Raw genomic sequence first — 17,522 nt, forward strand, 5'->3', positions numbered from 1 at the left:
CTCTCGCTTAGTGTGGCAAGGGTCACAATCCTGACGACAAGGGGCATCGATGGTCCGAACCAACCGCTCCCCCCGCCTGATCGACGTCGCGCATGCGTCCGGCGTCTCGATCGCGACCGCCTCCCGCGCGCTCTCCGGAACCCCCGGTGTCAGCGACTCCGTGGCCGAGAAGGTCCGCCAGGCGGCACGCGAGCTCGGCTACGTCGCCAATCTCCACGCCCGCTCCCTGGCCAGCGGATCCACGGCGACCATCGGGCTCGTCGTGCACGAGATCGGCGACCCCTACTTCTCCGAGATCGCCAGCGGCGTGCTCAGCCTCGCCGCCGAGCACGGCCGCACCGTCCAGATCTGCCACACCGGCCGCGACCCCGAGGCCGAGGTGGAGCAGGTACGCAGCCTGGTGGCCAACCGCGTCGGCGCGATCCTGATCGCGGGGTCGGGCTTCGTGGACGCCTCGGTGGAGGCACCGATGCGGCTCGAGGTGCAGCGCTACGCGGAGGCGGGCGGCCGCGTCGCCGTCGTCGGCCGCCACCACCTCGGCGTCGACAGCGTGCTCCCCGACAACCGCCCCGGCGGCCGTGCCGTCGCCGAGCACATCCTCGGCCTCGGCCACCGGCGCATCGTGGTCGTCTCCGGAACGCTGGAGCTGACCACGGTCGCCGACCGTCTCGAGGGGGTGCGCGACGCGCTCGCCGCGGCGGGGCTCGATCCTGGCGACGTACCGGTGCTCGAGGGACCGTTCACCCGCGAGGGCGGGCGCGAGTGCATCCGCCGGATGCTCGCCGACCACCCGCGTACGACGGCCGTCATCGCCCTCAACGACGACATGGCCATCGGGTGCCTCTCCCAGCTGCGCAGCTCCGGCGTCTCGGTTCCCGGCCAGGTCTCGGTGAGCGGGTTCGACGACGTCGCCGTCGCCCAGGACCTCTCCCCCGGACTGACCACCGTCCGCCTGCCGATGGCCGAGATGGGTGCCCGGGCGCTGACGCTTGCGCTGAAGGAGCCCGGCGCACGCCCCCGGCGGCAGCGGGTCCCCGCCGAGCTCGTGGTGCGCGACTCGACCGGGCCCGCCGCCGGGTCGGTCTAGGGTTCGTCGGGTGAAGGATCTTCGAGTACCCCCGGGCCCTGGGCTGCCCGACGGCCTCGTCATCCCCGACACCGAGCTGGTCGAACGTTTCTCCCGCTCCCCCGGCCCCGGCGGGCAGTCGGTCAACACCACCGACTCCCGCGTCGAGCTCTCCTGGGACCCGGCCGTGTCCGACGTCCTCAGCGAGTCCCAGCTCGCCCGCATCCAGAGCCGCTCGACCGGCGCCATCCAGGTCGTCTCCCACGAGCAACGCTCCCAGCACCGCAACCGCATCGCCGCCCGCGAGCGCCTCGCCCTCCGCATCCGCGAGCTCCTCGCCCCACCACCCCCGACCCGCCGCCCCACCAAGCCCACTCGAGGCTCCAAGGAGCGCCGCCTCGACGCGAAGCGCCAGCGCAGCCAGACCAAGCAGCTCCGCGGCCGCATCCAGGACTGACCCCGCCGAGACGTCACATACGTCGGCCGAAAGGTCACCCGCGTCGGCCGAAACGTCGCGTACGTCGGCCGAAACGTCACCCGCGTCGGCCGAAACGTCGCGTACGTCGGCCGAGATGTCACCAAGAGACATCTCGATTCGCCGGAGTGACGTCTCGCCCGACCGGAGTGACGCCTCGCCCGACCGCAACGACGCCTCGCCCGACCGCAACGACGTCTCGCCCGACCGGAGTGACGCGTCGCCCGACCGGGGCGACGTCTCGGCCGACGTACGTGCCTTCTCGGCGTCAGGCGGGGTCGGTGGCGAGCCGGGCGTGGGTCTCGGTGTCGTAGCGGACGCCGTCGTAGAGCAGCTTCTGGCGTTCGCGGCCCTCGACGATGAACCCCGCTGCGGTGGCGACGCGGCACGATCCGGGGTTGTCGATGCGGTGGCCGGTCTCGAGGCGGAAGAGGTCGAGCTCGTCGAAGCAGTACCTCGCCAGAAGCTTCAGGCCGGTGCTGCCGACGCCTCGCCCGCGGTGCTTCTCGAGGGTCCAGTAGGAGATCCAGCCGATGCTGTGGACGCGCAGCTGGGTCGTGACCCGCATCTGCCCGAGGATGTCGGCGCCGTCGACGACCGCGAAGGTGTAGGCCAGGTCCGCCGCCGCGTCCTCGGCCCACCCGGCGATCAACCGCTCGGCGTCCTCGACGGTGGCGACATCCGCCGGCCGCTCGGTCGCCATGCCGACCCCGTCGTACGCCGCGAGCAGGACCGCCGCGTCCGACTCCTCCCACTCGCGGAGCCGAAAGCCGTCGTTCCCCATGCAGCAGACGATAGCGCGGACACCGTGCACGATCCGTGCACCTCCACCGCCTCCAGAAGTGCACCAATCGCGCACAGGCACGATTCATGCACCCGAGAGCGATGCACAGGTGCACAGATCGTTCACGGTCGTCAGCGGATCACCGGGAAGTGGGGGCGCCAGGCGTCCGAGAGCCGCGCGGGCACTCCTGGCTCGCCCCGTTCCTGCAGCACCCGGTGGATCTTCTCCAACGTCAGGTCCGGACGACGAAAGAGACCCTTCGCGACGACGGTCAGGATGCGCCAGCCGTCGTCGTCGGCTTCCTCACGCCGCTCGAGGTCACGATCCCACTGCTCAGCCGGGTGCTGTTGTCCGTCGTACTCGATCGCGGTCTTCGACGCCGCGTACACCAGATCATGCTCCCGCTTGAGCATGCCGTCGCCGGTGCCGACGAGGGCGTTGATACGCGGCTCGGGGAGCCCGGCGAGCACGATCAGCATGCGGAGACGGGTCTCCATCGGAGAGCGCACCTTCTCGCGTATGTAGCCCGCCGCCGTAGCGCCGAGGCGCGAGCCCGGCAGCGTGCTGGAGGCCGAGAAGTCGGCCAAGGTCGCCGGAGTCACGCCCAGGTGATGACGTACCAGATGGTCGCCCGCGACGACGAGGTCGACCAGGCTCAACTGGCTCCCGAGCTCGGCGAAGAGCTGATCGGGCGAGGAGACCCCGATGCCGTCGAGGACCACTGCTCGCGGCTTCCGCAGCACATGACAGACGATCCCAGGATGCGTACGCCGGTGGGCCGCAGCCGTCACCGTCACATGCTCGTCGGGGAGCGTCGGGACCGACACGCCATAGACCCGGGCCGCGGACGCGTGACTTGCGAAACCGTTGCCACGAAACGGCACGAGGGCAGCCTGGACCCGCTGCAGCGGCGTCGGCGGTGCCTCGACTGAGACGTACACGCCGCTGAAGAGGCGTACGAAACGCGGACCGCGCAACGTGCTCGGCTTGATCTTCGCCTTGGCGGCATCCGCCCGCGAGAACGGTCGTGACGTGTCCAGGACGAAGTCCTCGCCGGATGTGTCCCCCATGAAGGCATCATCCGCCGTCCCTGCGCGATCCGTGCACCTTTGCGGAGATCACCGGTGCATGGATCGCGCACATGAATGATCGGTGCACTCGCCAGCGAGGGCTGAGTGCACCGATCGGTCACCGGGTCGTCACAGGGTCGACTGGATGCCGGCGAGGAGCTGGCGGGCCATCACGATCCGCTGGACCTGGTTGGTGCCCTCATAGATCTGGGTGATCTTGGCATCACGCATCATCCGCTCCACCGGATAGTCACGCGTGAACCCATACCCACCCAACAGCTGCACCGCATCCGTGGTCACCTGCATCGCCACATCCGAGGCGAACGCCTTCGCCGCGGCACCGAAGAAGGTCAGGTCCTTGTCGCCGCGCTCGGAACGCCCCGCGGCCGCGTAGGTGAGCTGGCGGGCAGCCTCGATCTTCATGCCCATGTCCGCGACCATGAACTCCACACCCTGGAACTCCGCGATCGCCTTGCCGAACTGCTTGCGCTCCTTGATGTAGCCCAGCGCGTAGTCCAGCGCACCCTGAGCCACACCGACCGCCTGGGCCGCGATGGTGATCCGGGTGTGGTCGAGGGTCTGCATGGCGTAGGTGAAGCCCTTGCCCTCCTCCCCGATGATCCGGTCAGCCGGGATGCGGACGTTGTCGAAGTACACCTCACGCGTCGGCGAGCCCTTGATCCCGAGCTTCTTCTCCGGGGCACCGAAGGAAACCCCCTCATCCGACTTCTCCACCACGAACGCCGAGATCCCCTTCGACCGCATCGAAGGGTCAGTCACCGCCAGCACGGTGTAGTACTCCGAGACACCCGCGTTGGTGATCCACCGCTTGACCCCGTTGAGCACCCAGAAATCACCATCGCGCACCGCCCGGGTCTTCTGGTTGGCCGCATCCGAACCCGCATCGGGCTCGGAGAGACAGTAGGAGAAGCCACCCTGACCGGCGGCCAGCGCCCCCAGATACTTCTTCTTCAGCTCCTCCGAGCCACCGATCTGCACCGGCAACGACCCCAGCTTGTTCACCGCCGGGATCAACGAGGCCGACACATCCGCACGCGCGATCTCCTCGATCACCAACACCGTCGCCAGGGCGTCGGCACCCACACCCCCGTACGCCTCGGGCACATGCGGCGCGAAGAACTCCGTCTCGACCAACGCATCATGCGCCTCCTGCGGATAACGAGCCTCCTCATCGACCACAGCCGCGGCCGGTGCGATCTTCGCGTCGCAGATCTCGCGGATGGCCTTGCGGATCTCCTGGTGCTCCTCGGAGAGGGCGAACAACGGGTACTCGGCACTCATGTCCCGGAGTCTATGCCTGTTTGCTACTCGCCAGTACGTCGGCGGGTCACGGAATCCCCAGACCACCCTTGTTGTTGCGCTCTACATGACCTCGGCATGGCTCGACCAGGACACCATCGACAAGCTCCTCGACGACTCCGAGACGTGGGCGATCGTCGGCCTCTCGGGCGATCCGTGGCGTACGGCCTACTCGATCGCCCAGGACCTCCAGGAGCACGGCAAGCGGATCATCCCGATCCACCCGGGTGCCGCCGCCGAGGGCAAGGAGGTGCTCGGCGAGAAGGTCTACGCGACCCTGGCCGACGCCGCCGCGGCCGTTGGGAAGATCGACGTCGTCGACGTCTTCCGCCGCTCCGAGGCCGCCGGCCAGTTCGCCGACGAGGCCGTCGCGATCGGCGCCGGTGGCGTCTGGTTCCAGATGGGCGTGATCGACAAGGCCGCCTTCGAGCGCACCGCCGCGGCCGGCGTACCGATGGTGATGGACACCTGCCCCAGCAAGGTCTGGTTCGATCGCGCCAGGGCCGGCGCACGGCGGTAGGCCCTACGGCTCGACCGTCATCGTCCGCAGGTGCTCGTAGATCACCGATGTCTCGACGTCGGCGATCTCGGCCCGCGAGGTGAGCCGGTCGATCACGAACGCGTAGAGCGCGTCGTTGTCGGCAACCGCGACGTGGACGATGAAGTCCATCCGGCCCGAGGTGACGAAGACGCCGACCGCCTCCGGGAGCGCGCCGACCCAGTCCCGGAAGGCCTCGATGTTGGCACGCGAGGGCGACGCATCCGGGCCTGCCCTGGATCGGCTGTACGGCGCTGGGCGCGCCCGCGCAGCGGCTGACCGACCTGCGGCGTCAGGCGGTAGTACAGCCAGGGGTGGCGGTCATCGACATGCCGACCCAGGCGCAGCACACCAGGGTGTACGACGACTATCTCTTCGCCGTCGGGACCAGCCGTGGCGCCGACCTCTCCTACTGCGCGGTCAGCCTCTTCGGCCCACGCCGGATCATCGACAAACTGGTCAAGGGACTCTCGCTCCTGCCCTGAGGGTCACGAGGTGGCGTTGCGGACGACCTCGCCCTTGGCGGCGGCGAGCTCGGCGAGGGACTTCTCGTACGCCACCAGCTTCTGCTGCAGCTCGGGGTCGCTGACCCCGAGGATGCGGGCGGCGAGGATGCCGGCGTTCTTGGCGTTTCCGATGGCCACCGTGGCCACCGGGATGCCGCCGGGCATCTGGACGATCGACATCAGCGAGTCCATGCCGTCGAGGTACTTCAGCGGCACCGGGACACCGATCACCGGCAGCGGGGTGACGCTCGCGAGCATGCCGGGAAGAGCCGCGGCGCCCCCGGCACCGGCGATGATCACCGAGAGACCACGGCCGGCGGCCTCTCGGCCGTAGTCGAGCATCTCCTGCGGCATCCGGTGGGCCGACTTCACATCGGCCTCCCACTCGATCCCGAACTCGTCGAGAAGCTCCGCCGCGGCCTTCATCGTCGGCCAGTCGGAGTCGGATCCCATCACGATGCCTACACGAGCGCTCATGGGGACAGGCTAGGCGGGCCGGGCCGCGAACGACGGATCGGGCCGTATTTCACTTTCGCTCGGTAAAGACCTGCGACATCGTGACCCGGTGCTGTCTGCCCTGAGATACCGCGCCGGCCAGGTCGTGATCATCGCGCTCATGTCCGCGCTGATCACGGCGTGCGCGGCGTTCGCCCCTCTCTATGACCGCGCGATGCAGCAGGCGGCAGTCGATGTCACCCTCGAGAACGCCCCGAGCGTTCAGCGCGACCTGCAGATCTTCGGACCGGACGTCAATTGGTTCCAAGCGCGCAGCGACCCCGCAGACATGGTTCCCTACGTCCCCGACAGCAGCCCCCTGTTTCAGACACCTGTGCTGGGGCACAACGCGACCACGAACGCAGCCTTCGTCGGGGTCTACAAGCCTGTCGCAGGGGAGCTGTGGTGGCGCGCCGGCCAGTGCGAGCACATCGAGATCAGCGCCGGCTCCTGTCCGGATGCGAGCCGCGAGATCATCGTCACCGAGAAGGAAGCGGAGGTCTACGACCTGAAGGTCGGGATGACGGTCACCTCCAAGGCCGCCGAGCCAGCGATGGACGCCAACTTCGAAACGCCGGAGACGCCTACGGTCGGATACGAGATCGTCGGCACCTACTTGCCGACCGACGAGGACTGGTGGCAAGGAACCCAGCTCTCCGGGCTAGCCGGGATCGCCTCCTCCGAGGACGCTCAGCACGACGCCTGGCTGACCGACGAATCGACCTTTTCAGGGGACACGCCGTTCCTGCTCCGCGAACGTTCCTGGCTCGGGACGCGGCTGCGTACGAGCGCGGTGGGGGTCGACGAGATGGCGGCGCTCGAGGCGGATCTGCGACGGCTCCAGGATCGGGTCAACGATGAGCCCAGGCAGAGCCTGGAGACGACGGAGACGGTCTCGCTGGTCGTCACGTCCCTCCCGGGGCTGACCGAGCAGGTGGACGCCCAGATCGAGCAGAGCCGCACGACGGTCCCGCTCCTGCTGTGCCAGCTCGGGCTCCTCGGCGTACTCGTGCTGTGGCTGATGCTGCGGGCCGCCACCGACCAGCGCCGATCCGAGGTGGTGGTCGCGCGCCTGCGTGGACGCGGCACCGCCGGCGCGCGGACACTGTTGATGCGTGAGCTCCTCCCGGCGGTGCTCCTCGGTGTCCTGCCGGGGGTGGCGGTCGCTCTCGCCGCCTCGTCGTTGACCCGGATCCACGTGTTGCCGGGCCAGGCTCCCTTCGAGGTGCGCCGAGGACTCGCGGTCGCAATCGTCATCGCCGTGGCGGCGCTCGTGCTGGTGACGTACGCCGCCGTGGTCCGCGTCTCGCGCGAACCGCTCGGCTCGCTCCTGCACAGCGTCACCGGCCGACGTCCGGGATGGCGGTTGGGGGCCGGTGACGCGATCGCGATCGCCGCCTCCGGTGCCGGCGTGGTCGCTTTCGTGACCGGCAGTCTGGCGGGGCCGGTCGCTCTGGCCGCTCCGGCGCTGCTCTCGGTGTTCGTCGGGCTCGTCCTCGCCCACGTCCTCCCGCCGGCGGCGGCCTGGCTGGGTGGGGCCCTTCTGCTCCGAGGCCGGCTGCGGGCCGGGGTCTCGCTTCTGGAGGCCTCGCGGAGCGTCGTCACGAGGCGTGTGGTCGCGCTGGTCACCGTCGCGAGCGCCTTGGCGGTCTTCTCGGTCTGCGGGCTGGTGGTGGGCGACCGCAACCGGGCTCTCGCGGCCGAGCAGGCCGTCGGCGCGCCCGTGGTGGTCGAGCTACAGAGCGCCACCGGCACCGACCAGCGGCTGACAACGGTCGAGAAAGTGTTGGCCGACTTGGACCCCGAGGCAAGGCGGGTCACTCCCGTCGTACGCACCGCCGCCCCCAGCGGGGGCGTCTCGACGCTTGCGGTCGACCCCGAGTCGTTCCGGCGGATCGCGTTCTTCGCCGAGGACGGGCCCAGCCGGAAGAACTGGTCGGCCATCTCCGCCGGCCCTGCACGGGAACCGGTCCCGGCCATCACCTCGGGTGGCCCTTCCGAGGTGGAGAAGAGCGAGCTGAGGGTCCTCGGGCTCGACGGGATCGAGCAGAAGGCCAAGCGGGTCGCCGTGGTCGGCCGGATCCCCGGCGACGGGCCCAACCTCACCGTCGTCGACATCGCCACCGCCCGGAAGCTCGCCGAGCCCGACTCCGACTCCAGCGTCTCGCTCTGGTTCGGCTCCGACGACCCGGTCTTCGAGAAGCAGGTCACCGGGGCGCTGGCCCGCGAGGGCGTGTACGCCACCGACACCCGCACGATTTCCGACGTACGCCGCGGCCTGGACGCCTCCGTCGCGGCCTGGAGCCTCTGGCTCGCGGTCGTGGTCGGGGCCGCGGCCGTACTCCTCGCGGCCGTCGCGCTGACGGTGCTCGCCGTCACCGGCTGGCGCGCCAGGGCCAGGGACCTGGCCGCGCTGAGACTGGCCGGCGTCGGCCGCCGGACGGTCGAGCGGCTTCCCGCCGGCGCGCAGCTGCTTCCGGTGCTCGTCGGCGTCGTAGCGGGAGCAGGATGTGGCGCGCTCGGCGTGGTCCTGACCCTGCCGGACCTCCCGCTGTTCGCGCTGCCGCCCGTGGTGGACGCGACCGACCTGAGCATCCCCTGGCCGGCGGTCGCGATGGCTGGTCTGGGGTGCCTGATCGTGCTCGGCGTCACCGCCGTCCTCCTCGGCCGTGCGGTGGCCGCCACAGCCCGACTCGACCGGCTTCGGGAGACCGCATGACTGGCATGGCGATCCGCACGCAGGGGCTCGTGCACATCTACCACGCGGAGGGACACGACGTGGCGGCCCTCTCCGGCGTCGATCTGGACGTGAGGGCGGGCGAGCTGATGGGGCTGCTCGGCCCCTCCGGTTCAGGGAAGTCGACGCTGATGAGCCTGCTCGCCGGCCTCTTCCGCCCCAGCGCCGGCAAGATCTTCGTGGGCGAGCACGAGGTCTCGGCTGCCTCGACGAAGGAGCTCGACCGACTCCAGGCGACCCGGGTGTCGCTGATCCTGCAGGGGGCCGCACGCAACCTGCTTCCCTACGCCACCCCGGCCGCCAACGTACGTTTCGCCCAGCAGGCCGCACGCCGGACCGGCATCGACCTGCCTGCGCCGGAGGCCGTGCTCGAGGAGCTCGGCATCCCCGCCGTGGCTGATCGACCGCTCTCCCGGCTCACCCCGGGCGAGCTCCAGCTGGTGGCGATGGCGGTCGCGCTCGGCACGCGGCCGGGGCTGGTTCTCGCCGACGAACCGACCAGCCAGCTCGACCACGGTGCCCGTGACCTGGTCCTCGAGCGTCTGGAGGAGATCAACCGCACCCACGGGACCACGGTCGTGCTGGTCACCCACGATCCGCACGTCGCCGCCTTCCTCCCCCGGACCGTGACCATCCGCGACGGCCGGATCGGGGGCGAGGGCCGCAGCGGCGAGGAGTACGCGGTGGTGACCGCCGACGGGTTCCTGCCGCTCCCTGGCCACGTACGCGACGACCTGCCGCCGGGCACGCTTGTCCGGTTCCATCCGGTGGATGGGCACTACGAGCTGGTGCCGGAACGGGAAGGCGTCGAGGATGAGTGAACTGGTCGCGGAGCGGTTGAGCGTGGCGTACGACGACCTGGTCGCGCTGCGTCCGCTCGACCTCCGGCTGGCGCCTGGCACGGTGCTCGCCGTCACCGGTCCCTCGGGCGCCGGGAAGTCGTCCTTGCTGTGGGCTCTCGGCGGTGCTCTGGCGCCGGCCGCGGGCACGGTGAGCCTGGACGGGGCACGGCTCGACGGGCGGGACACGGCCGCGCGGCTCGGCGTCGCCCTGATCCCGCAGGGCAACGGGCTGGCCGGATCGCTCAACGCGACCGAGAACGTCCTCGTGCCGCTGCTCGCGGTCGGGACTGCGGCCGCCGAGGCGCGCAGCCGGACCCAGGAGGCACTCGAGCTGGTCGGCCTCGCGGAGTCCGGACGCCACCTCGTCGACGAGCTCTCCGGCGGTCAGCAGCAGCGCGTCGCACTCGCTCGGGCATTCGCGCTCCGGCCACAGGTGCTGCTTGCCGACGAGTCCACCAGCGACCTGGACGCCGGCAACCGGGAGCGGATGATCGCCGCGCTCCGTGCCGAGGCGGCGCGCGGCGCGATCGTCGTTCTCGCCACCCACGACCCCGAGGCTGCCGCCGAGGCCGACGCCGAGCTGGCGCTCGACGAGGGCATCGCGTCATGGCCCCGACCTCTGTCTGTCACCTGAGTGTCGGTCCTGCCCGCTAGGGTGCTGGCCACTCTCCCCCGCGACCCGGACAAAGGCAGATGGATCCAGCTACGAGCAGCGACGTCGTCCTCAGCGCGCCACCGAACCCGACCACCGTCGAGCGGTTCACCGGGCTGACCAAGGCGGAGCGCAAGGTGCTGCCCTCCCGGGTGCGGCAGGTCTCGTCCTGGTGCCGCCAGGCGGCGTCCGCGACCGGGGCGCGGGCCGAGATCGAGCGGGAAGCGGCCGAGGCGGTCGACCACTACCGGGCGAACGCGGCCGACCTGAAGCGCGCGGCCCAGGTGGCCTGGCGCAGCATCGGTCTCGACCGGAGCGACGGGCCTCGGCTGGCTGCGATCGCGCGGCGTCACGCGCTCGAGCCGGTCGAGGCGACCACGCAGGAGCTCGTCTCGACGTTGACCGCCGGTGCGGAGGACCTGGCGCGGGCGAAGAGGGCAGCCGGCGCCCGCCGTCTGTTCGTGCGGGGACACCGCCGCGAGGACGCGGAGCTGGCGGGCAGGAGGATCCTCGACCTGCACCGCTGGGCGAGCGAGCTCCAGGCGGCGGCGCGACTCGGCGAGCTGTCCAAGCTGCCGGCGGGGCGCCGGGTGCGGGTCCGCGAGGCGCTGCTGCCGAGCATCGGCCTCCTCGAGGCCCTCTCGGAGCTGGGTTCGGAGGCGGTGCTGTCCCCGCGCAAGGGCATCATGGTGCTGCGCAACGAGGGCGAGGCGCTCAACGAGGCCAGGCGCTCCGAGGAGCCCGCCCGTCGGGCCGCGACCGACGCCGCCAACGCGGTCAGGAGCGCCGACACCGACACCGCGGTCAGGTCGCTGCCGGTCGAGGAGCTCGCCGATCTCGTACGCATCGAGCCCCTCCTCGAGGCCGGGATCCGCACCGTCCACGAGGTCATCCATCCGAGCTCTGACCTGCGAGAACTGCCCGGCGTCGGTCCGGCCACGGCGATGCGGATGCAGGAGGCGGCACAGGCGCTGTGGCAGCGCACCTACGACGAGATGCCCCTCGCCATCGACCACGAGCGCCGCTCCCCGGCAGCCACCAGGCTGCTGGCCCGACTGGCGGAGTGGGAGGCCGGGCGGCGTACGAAGGACGCGGGAGCGGAGCTCGCGCTGGTGCAGTCGCTGCGGCCGCTGACCCGATCGCTCGACAGCGGCTCGAGGTTCCATCTGATCCTGGCCAACGCGGCCAGCCTCGACGACTTCCACGGCGCGCTACGGGCGATCGCCCACCGGGCCGAGATGGCGCGCCGGATCCGTCCGGGCAACCGGCCCGCCGATCCGTGGGACGACTTCGAGAGGCGACCCGCCGACTACTACGCGATGCTCTCCGAGCTCGGCTTCCTCACCGAGGACGAGGACAAGATCCACGGCGACCTGTCGGCCGAGATCGTCGAGGCGGTGCGTGCTCAGGACCTGCGCACCAACAACCTGACCGCCTCGCTGCGTGGCTACCAGCACTTCGGCGTCCGCTTCGCGCTGGTGCAGATGAAGGTGATCATCGGCGACGAGATGGGGCTCGGCAAGACCCTCCAGTCGCTGGCGGTGCTCGCTCATCTGCACGCGATGGGCGCGTCCCACACGCTGGTGGTCTGCCCGGCCGCCGTGGTCACCAACTGGGTGCGCGAGACCGACTCCAAGACGACCCTGATCCCCCACCGGCTCCACGGCAACCGCCGCCAGAAGGCCGCCAAGATCTGGGTCGAGCAGGGCGGCGTCGCGGTGACCACCTACGAGACGCTCAACGCGATCCAGCCGTTCCTCGACCAGGTCAGGATCGCCTGCGTCGTGGTCGACGAGGCGCACATGATCAAGTCGCCGCGCACCCAGCGCACCGAACGCGTACGCCGGGTGCTGGACGCCTCCGAGCGCGCCATCCTGCTCACCGGAACCCCGATGGAGAACCGCATCGACGAGTTCCGCAACCTGGTCTCCTACCTCCGTCCCGACCTGCTGCTCTCCGCCGACGAGTTCAACCCTCACCGCTTCCGCAAGCAGGTCGCGCCGGTCTATCTGCGCCGCAACCAGGAGGACGTGCTCACCGAGCTGCCCGACCTGGTCGAGGTCGAGGACTGGCTGCCGCTCTCGGTGGCCGACGAGAGGGCGTACGCCGAGTGCGTCCGTGACGGCAACTTCATGGCCATGCGGCAGGCCGCCATGCTCCAGGGAACGTCGTCGGCGAAGGTCGAGCGGCTGGTCGAGATCGTCGGCGAGGCCGAGGAGAACGGTCGCCGCGTGATCGTGTTCTCCCACTTCAGACGCGTGTTGGACGACCTTGTCGGGTTGCTGCCGGGCGAAGTCTTCGGCCCGTTGACCGGGTCGGTGCCTGCCGAGGAACGTCAGCAGATGGTCGACGAGTTCTCCGCGGCCGGCCACGGTGCCGTGCTGGTCACCCAGATCGTCGCCGGCGGCGTGGGCCTCAACATCCAGTCGGCGTCGGTCGTGGTCATCTGCGAACCCCAGCTCAAGCCCACCATCGAATGGCAGGCCATCGCCCGCGCCCGCCGGATGGGCCAGCTCCAGTCGGTCCAGGTCCACCGCCTGCTCTCCGAGGTCGGCGTCGACCAGCGCGTCCACGACATCCTCGCCGCCAAGGCCGAGCTCTTCGACGACTTCGCCCGGGTCAGCGCCACCGCGGCCAGCAGCCCCGAGGCGTACGAGACCTCGCACCCCGAAGACGCCGTCACCACCTTGGCGACCGAAGCCTCCGATGCCGAGATCGCCCGCGACGTCGTCGCCACCGAACGCCGGCGCCTCGGCGTCTGACCAAACCCCCGCCGAGGCGTCAGGTACGTCGGCCGAGTTGGCAGCCGCGTGCCACGTCGGTCGACGCGAGTGACGCCTCGGCCGACGCGGGCGACGCCTCGGCTGTCAGTCGGAGTCGTTGCCGAGGTCGCCCTGGAACCAGTCGGCGGCGTGGCGGGCGCGCTCGAGGCAGTCGTCGAGGTCGTCGCCGTAGACGTTGACGTGGCCGACCTTGCGGCCGGGGCGCATCTCCTTGCCGTAGAGGTGGACGCGGAGATGGGGGTCGCGGGCCATCGCGTGCGGGAAGCCGTCGTAGAGCCGGCCGACATCCGGCTGGGAGGAGCCGAGGATGTTGACCATCACCGACCACTTCGCGCGAGGCGCGGGAGAGCCGAGCGGCAGGTCCATGACCGCGCGCAGGTGGTTCTCGAACTGCGAGGTGACGGCGCCGTCCTGGGTCCAGTGGCCGGTGTTGTGGGGGCGCATGGCCAGCTCGTTGACGAGCAGGCGGCCGTCGACGGTCTCGAACATCTCGACCGCGAGCACCCCGGTGACGCCGAGCTCGCCGGCGATGCGCAGCGCGATCTGCTCACCCTCGACGGCGAGCTCGGGCGAGAGGTCGGGCGCGGGAGCGATGACCTCCTTGCAGATGCCGTTCTCCTGGTAGGTGTGCACGACCGGGTACGCCGCGGCCTGGCCGCTCGGCGAACGGGCGACGATCGCGGAGAGCTCTCGGCGGAAGTCGACGAGCTCCTCGGCGAGGACCTGGACACCCGCCTCCTCGGCGACGCGAAGCGGCTCGGCGACATCGGCGACGCAGCGTACGACCCAGACGCCCTTGCCGTCGTAGCCACCCCGGGTGGTCTTGAGGACGCACGGGAAGCCGAATGACTCGACGTCGGCCACCGACGACACGATGGCGTTGCGCGGGCACGGGATGCCGAGCTCGGTCAGCCGGGCGCGCATGACGCCCTTGTCCTGGGCGTGCACGAGCGCGTCCGGGCCGGGGCGGACCGCCACTCCAGCGGCCTCGAGCGCGTGCAAGTGCTCGGTCGGGACGTGCTCGTGGTCGAAGGTGACGACCTCGCAGCCCTCGGTGACCTTCTTCAACGTGTCCAGGTCGCGGTAGTCGCCGACCATCTGGTCGGGGATGACCTGAGCGGCCGACACACCCTCACCCTCGGCGAGAAGCCGGAGCGGGAGTCCGAGCGCGATTGCGGGCTGAGCCATCATGCGGGCCAGCTGGCCGCCGCCGATGATCGCAAGTGTCGGTGCGAGGGTCACGACGACAGAATAATGAGCCTGCCCGCCGGGGCCGATTTCGCGGATCCCCCTCACGCAATCCGCGAAACCCGACCCCCGGCAGTTGAAACGAAGGTCAGGCCTTCTCGAAGCGCAGCCCCTTGCCGCGCAGAGTGGTGATCAGATGGGGCTTCCGGGGGTCGTCGCCCAGCTTGCGACGCACCCATCCCAGGTGTACGTCGATGGTCTTCGACGAAGTGTAGAAGGTCGCGTTCCACACGTCCCTCATCAACTCGTCGCGGGAGACGACGTTGCCAGCCCTCTTGATCAGGGCGTGGACCAGGTCGAACTCCTTGCGAGAGAGCGTCAGCTCCTCATCGTTCCGCCATGCTCGCCGGGTCTCCGGGTCGAGCTTGATCTCCTGTACCTCGATCATGAGACCGACATTAGGGAGGTAAAGAGGCCTTGGCAAAGGATTGCACGATCTTGCCACTGACATTTTCATGCCAGGCTGCAACGAAATGGGCATGACAAACGTGCGCCCCCGAATGGCGCACTCAACCATGCCCATGAAGGCCCGATCAGGTAAAGCAATCGATGCCTCGCGTTGATCGACTGTTAACTACAACGGAATGTGAACAAATCTGCGAAACCCCAGGTCAACAACAGCCTGGAAGGTCACGATTCAGACACGGCGGACGGCGACGGGCTCCACGATTCCGAAGCCTCGCACCGGTCGAGCGGCCAGTCGCCGGGTCTCGAACTCGTCCTCGGGCATCGTCTTGGCGGTCGCCTCGTCGACGATGATCCGGTTGCGGCGAGCGACGGCGGTCAGCCGCGCGGCCATGTTCACAGGGGGTCCGAAGACGTCGCCGAGACGCGAGACGACGTTGCCGGAGGCGAGCCCGACACGTACGTCCGGCATTCGCGGGTCCCGGCCGATCACGTTGATGATCCCCTCGGCGGTGCCGTAGGCCTGGAGCGGGTCGTCGTTGACGAAGAGCACCGAGTCACCCAGCGACTTGATGATCCGACCGCCCCAGGTCGCCACCACGTCGGCGCATCGGGACTCGAAGAGCTCGACCAGGTCGCCGATCTTCTCCTCGGTCAGCGTGTTCGACAGCGCGGTGAACGAGACGATGTCGGCGAACCCGACCGTCTGCCAGACCGTGCCCAGCTGCTCCTCGGGCCCAGCGATCGACGCCTCGGCCCGCGCGATCGCGGCGCGCATGTGCCGGCGCCACGTGAAGGTCATCAGTTCCTCGAACGCGCTCTCGAACTGCTCCGAGACCGAGACGGTCGCCTTCAACAGCTCGGCGGGCGAGCGCTCGCCCTCGTTCTGGGTCTCGACGTGGTGCAGCAGCGCGGAGATCTCGTAGTCGGAGAGCCGCGCCATCGACTGCCCGATGCCGCGCGTCAGGTTGACGACCAGGTCGAAGCTGACTAGACCGTTGCCCGAGATCTCGTGGGCCTTGGCCAGGGCGTTCACGTCGGCCTCGTCGAAGAACGCCTCGTCGTTCCCGATCTCCGGGAACCCGAGAGCACGCCACAGACGCTTCGCCTGGTCCAGGCTCACGCCTGCCTTCTCGGCGACCTCCGCCGAGGTCAGGTTGACGGGCTGCTTCGATTTCGCCACGAACAGATCATGCCATCCCGCTCGTCAGGACGTTCCGTCACGACGGCCGGTCAAGACCGCGGACGGAGCCGAGCATGGATCACGTCACCCGCTCCGACCACTCGCGGCCCCTCGCCGGTCTCGATGACCAGCCGGCCGAAGTCGTCGATCTCGGTGGCGACACCCTCCCAGACCTCCCCGCCCGGAAGCTCGGCACGCACCTGCTCCCCGACCGTCACCGACAGCTCCCGGTAACGACGGGCGAGCTCGGCAGGATCCGCCCCCCAGATCTCGTACGCAGCCCCCAGCTCCTCCAGCAGCGCGACCAGCATCTCGGTGCGGTCGACGGGTGCACCGCTCTCCAGCTCCAACGAGGTGGCGGTCTCGATCGGCAGCTCCTCGCGCGTCAGCGAGGTGTTGAGCCCGAACCCGATCACCGCGGCCGCACCCTCGGGCCCCTCGATTCGCTCGATCAGGATCCCGCACACCTTGCGACCCTCGATGAGCACGTCGTTGGGCCACTTCAGCCCGGCCGCGTACCCCTTCTTCCGCAACGCGGACGCCACCGCGACGCCGGTCATCAACGGCAGCCACGGCCACCGCTCCACCGGGATCGACGGGTCGGGGCGGAGGAGTGCCGAGACGGTCAGTGCGGAGCGAGCCGGGGTGATCCAGCCGCGGTCCAGGCGTCCCCGGCCGGCGGTCTGGTGCTCGGTCGTGATCACCAGTCCCGCCGCCTCACCCGAGCGCGCACGCGCGGCCAGCGCAGCGTTCGTCGACGGTGTCGAGTCGAGGATCTCGACGCGCCAACCGCCCGACAGCGCATCGAGCCGGGAAGAGTCAAGTGACGGGCGTCGCATCGAAGAAGGTCCCACGAGGATTAGATTGGCCCCCGCACCGCACGAAGTCCAAAGGAGCACCCGTGAGCGAGCGCAAGCGAGCAAACCGTCAGAACCACACGCGGCCGCGTCCGTATCATGGCGCTTGCGCTACGGAGGTGGCCGCGTGAGCGCCGAGCCCAACCCTCAGCCCGAGATCGATCTGCACACGACTGCCGGGAAGCTGGCCGAGCTGGAGCGTCGTCTTGACGAGGCTGTCCATGCTGGTTCCGCGAAGGCGGTGGAGAAGCAGCATGCGAAGGGGCGTCAGACCGCGCGGGAGCGGATCGAGATGCTGCTCGATGAGGGTTCCTTCCAGGAGGTCGATGAGCTGGCCCGGCACCGTTCGACCGCGTTCGGGCTGGAGAAGAACCGTCCCTTCGGGGACGGGGTGGTCACCGGGTACGGCACCATCGATGGGCGTCAGGTCTGTGTCTTCTCCCAGGACTTCACCGTCTTCGGTGGGTCGCTGGGCGAGGTCTATGGGGAGAAGATCACCAAGATCATGGACCTGGCGATCAAGACCGGGTCCCCGCTGATCGGGATCAACGAGGGCGCCGG

The 17,522-nt window shown here is 69.8% G+C and carries 18 protein-coding genes; 9 read left to right on the plus strand and 9 right to left on the minus strand.

Annotated elements, in window-relative coordinates:
* Positions 1–49: 49 nt before the first annotated feature.
* Complete coding sequence (locus tag ACIA03_RS29465; RefSeq protein ID WP_396989062.1) at positions 50–1,087, plus strand: LacI family DNA-binding transcriptional regulator; 1,038 nt, start codon at positions 50–52, stop codon at positions 1,085–1,087.
* A 10-nt stretch (positions 1,088–1,097) separates the two neighbouring features.
* Positions 1,098–1,523, plus strand: coding sequence for an alternative ribosome rescue aminoacyl-tRNA hydrolase ArfB (arfB, locus tag ACIA03_RS29470; RefSeq protein ID WP_396989063.1), 426 nt, complete (start codon positions 1,098–1,100; stop codon positions 1,521–1,523).
* A 286-nt stretch (positions 1,524–1,809) separates the two neighbouring features.
* Here the strand turns inward: arfB and ACIA03_RS29475 are convergent, their stop codons facing one another.
* The 3 genes from ACIA03_RS29475 to ACIA03_RS29485 form a co-directional block, all read right to left on the minus strand.
* Entirely contained in the window at positions 1,810–2,325 is a 516-nt protein-coding gene (locus tag ACIA03_RS29475; protein WP_396989064.1) for a GNAT family N-acetyltransferase, read from the minus strand.
* Positions 2,326–2,456: 131 nt separating this feature from the next.
* The gene (locus ACIA03_RS29480; protein ID WP_396989065.1) at positions 2,457–3,395 is read right to left on the minus strand and encodes a DUF559 domain-containing protein; all 939 of its coding nucleotides are present in this window, start codon (positions 3,393–3,395) and stop codon (positions 2,457–2,459) included.
* Between the two features lie 129 nt (positions 3,396–3,524).
* Positions 3,525–4,697 (minus strand): acyl-CoA dehydrogenase family protein, encoded by a 1,173-nt coding sequence (locus tag ACIA03_RS29485; protein WP_396989066.1) that lies wholly within the window; start codon positions 4,695–4,697, stop codon positions 3,525–3,527.
* Positions 4,698–4,782: 85 nt separating this feature from the next.
* Between ACIA03_RS29485 and ACIA03_RS29490 the strand changes: the two genes are divergently transcribed.
* The gene (locus ACIA03_RS29490) at positions 4,783–5,235 is read left to right on the plus strand and encodes a CoA-binding protein (RefSeq protein ID WP_396989067.1); all 453 of its coding nucleotides are present in this window, start codon (positions 4,783–4,785) and stop codon (positions 5,233–5,235) included.
* A 3-nt stretch (positions 5,236–5,238) separates the two neighbouring features.
* Here ACIA03_RS29490 and ACIA03_RS29495 read toward each other — a convergent pair whose 3' ends face one another.
* On the minus strand, positions 5,239–5,565 hold the full coding sequence (locus tag ACIA03_RS29495; protein WP_396989078.1) for an Lrp/AsnC ligand binding domain-containing protein: 327 nt from the start codon (positions 5,563–5,565) through the stop codon (positions 5,239–5,241).
* On the opposite strand from ACIA03_RS29495, the gene ACIA03_RS29500 reads away from it, so the two are divergent.
* Complete coding sequence (locus ACIA03_RS29500) at positions 5,529–5,738, plus strand: DUF2000 family protein (protein ID WP_396989079.1); 210 nt, start codon at positions 5,529–5,531, stop codon at positions 5,736–5,738. The genes ACIA03_RS29495 and ACIA03_RS29500 overlap by 37 nt on opposite strands.
* A gap of 3 nt (positions 5,739–5,741) precedes the next feature.
* Here the strand turns inward: ACIA03_RS29500 and purE are convergent, their stop codons facing one another.
* Positions 5,742–6,236 carry a 5-(carboxyamino)imidazole ribonucleotide mutase gene (purE, locus tag ACIA03_RS29505; protein ID WP_396989068.1) on the minus strand — a complete coding sequence of 165 codons (495 nt, stop codon included), beginning with the start codon at positions 6,234–6,236 and terminating at the stop codon, positions 5,742–5,744.
* A gap of 88 nt (positions 6,237–6,324) precedes the next feature.
* Between purE and ACIA03_RS29510 the strand changes: the two genes are divergently transcribed.
* Genes ACIA03_RS29510 through ACIA03_RS29525 form a run of 4 tightly spaced genes read left to right on the plus strand, consistent with a single transcriptional unit; the run spans position 6,325 to position 13,247 of the window.
* Positions 6,325–8,973: an FtsX-like permease family protein gene (locus tag ACIA03_RS29510; RefSeq protein WP_396989069.1), complete on the plus strand. Its 2,649-nt coding sequence runs from the start codon at positions 6,325–6,327 to the stop codon at positions 8,971–8,973.
* Complete coding sequence (locus ACIA03_RS29515) at positions 8,970–9,812, plus strand: ABC transporter ATP-binding protein (RefSeq protein WP_396989070.1); 843 nt, start codon at positions 8,970–8,972, stop codon at positions 9,810–9,812. Before ACIA03_RS29510 ends, ACIA03_RS29515 begins: the two co-directional genes overlap by 4 nt.
* Positions 9,805–10,467 (plus strand): ATP-binding cassette domain-containing protein, encoded by a 663-nt coding sequence (locus tag ACIA03_RS29520; protein WP_396989071.1) that lies wholly within the window; start codon positions 9,805–9,807, stop codon positions 10,465–10,467. The genes ACIA03_RS29515 and ACIA03_RS29520 overlap by 8 nt, the downstream gene beginning before the upstream one ends.
* A 59-nt stretch (positions 10,468–10,526) precedes the next feature.
* The gene (locus tag ACIA03_RS29525) at positions 10,527–13,247 is read left to right on the plus strand and encodes a DEAD/DEAH box helicase (RefSeq protein ID WP_396989072.1); all 2,721 of its coding nucleotides are present in this window, start codon (positions 10,527–10,529) and stop codon (positions 13,245–13,247) included.
* A 105-nt stretch (positions 13,248–13,352) separates the two neighbouring features.
* On the opposite strand, the gene ACIA03_RS29530 is transcribed toward ACIA03_RS29525, so the two are convergent.
* From ACIA03_RS29530 to ACIA03_RS29545, 4 genes are all read right to left on the minus strand, one after another.
* Positions 13,353–14,510: a 5-(carboxyamino)imidazole ribonucleotide synthase gene (locus ACIA03_RS29530; RefSeq protein WP_396989073.1), complete on the minus strand. Its 1,158-nt coding sequence runs from the start codon at positions 14,508–14,510 to the stop codon at positions 13,353–13,355.
* Positions 14,511–14,604: 94 nt separating this feature from the next.
* Positions 14,605–14,904 (minus strand): winged helix-turn-helix domain-containing protein, encoded by a 300-nt coding sequence (locus tag ACIA03_RS29535; RefSeq protein WP_229788189.1) that lies wholly within the window; start codon positions 14,902–14,904, stop codon positions 14,605–14,607.
* A gap of 249 nt (positions 14,905–15,153) precedes the next feature.
* Positions 15,154–16,104, minus strand: coding sequence for an adenylate/guanylate cyclase domain-containing protein (locus ACIA03_RS29540; RefSeq protein WP_396989074.1), 951 nt, complete (start codon positions 16,102–16,104; stop codon positions 15,154–15,156).
* A 50-nt stretch (positions 16,105–16,154) separates the two neighbouring features.
* A complete protein-coding gene (locus tag ACIA03_RS29545) occupies positions 16,155–16,943 on the minus strand; it encodes a biotin--[acetyl-CoA-carboxylase] ligase (RefSeq protein WP_396989075.1) in 789 nt (262 codons plus the stop codon).
* 145 nt (positions 16,944–17,088) lie between these two features.
* Between ACIA03_RS29545 and ACIA03_RS29550 the strand changes: the two genes are divergently transcribed.
* Positions 17,089–17,522 (plus strand): carboxyl transferase domain-containing protein (locus tag ACIA03_RS29550; protein WP_396989076.1); only part of this gene is annotated, 434 nt, incomplete at its 3' end.

Origin of the sequence: Nocardioides sp. NPDC051685 (assembly GCF_044453405.1) — a bacterium.
Lineage (GTDB): Bacteria > Actinomycetota > Actinomycetes > Propionibacteriales > Nocardioidaceae > Nocardioides.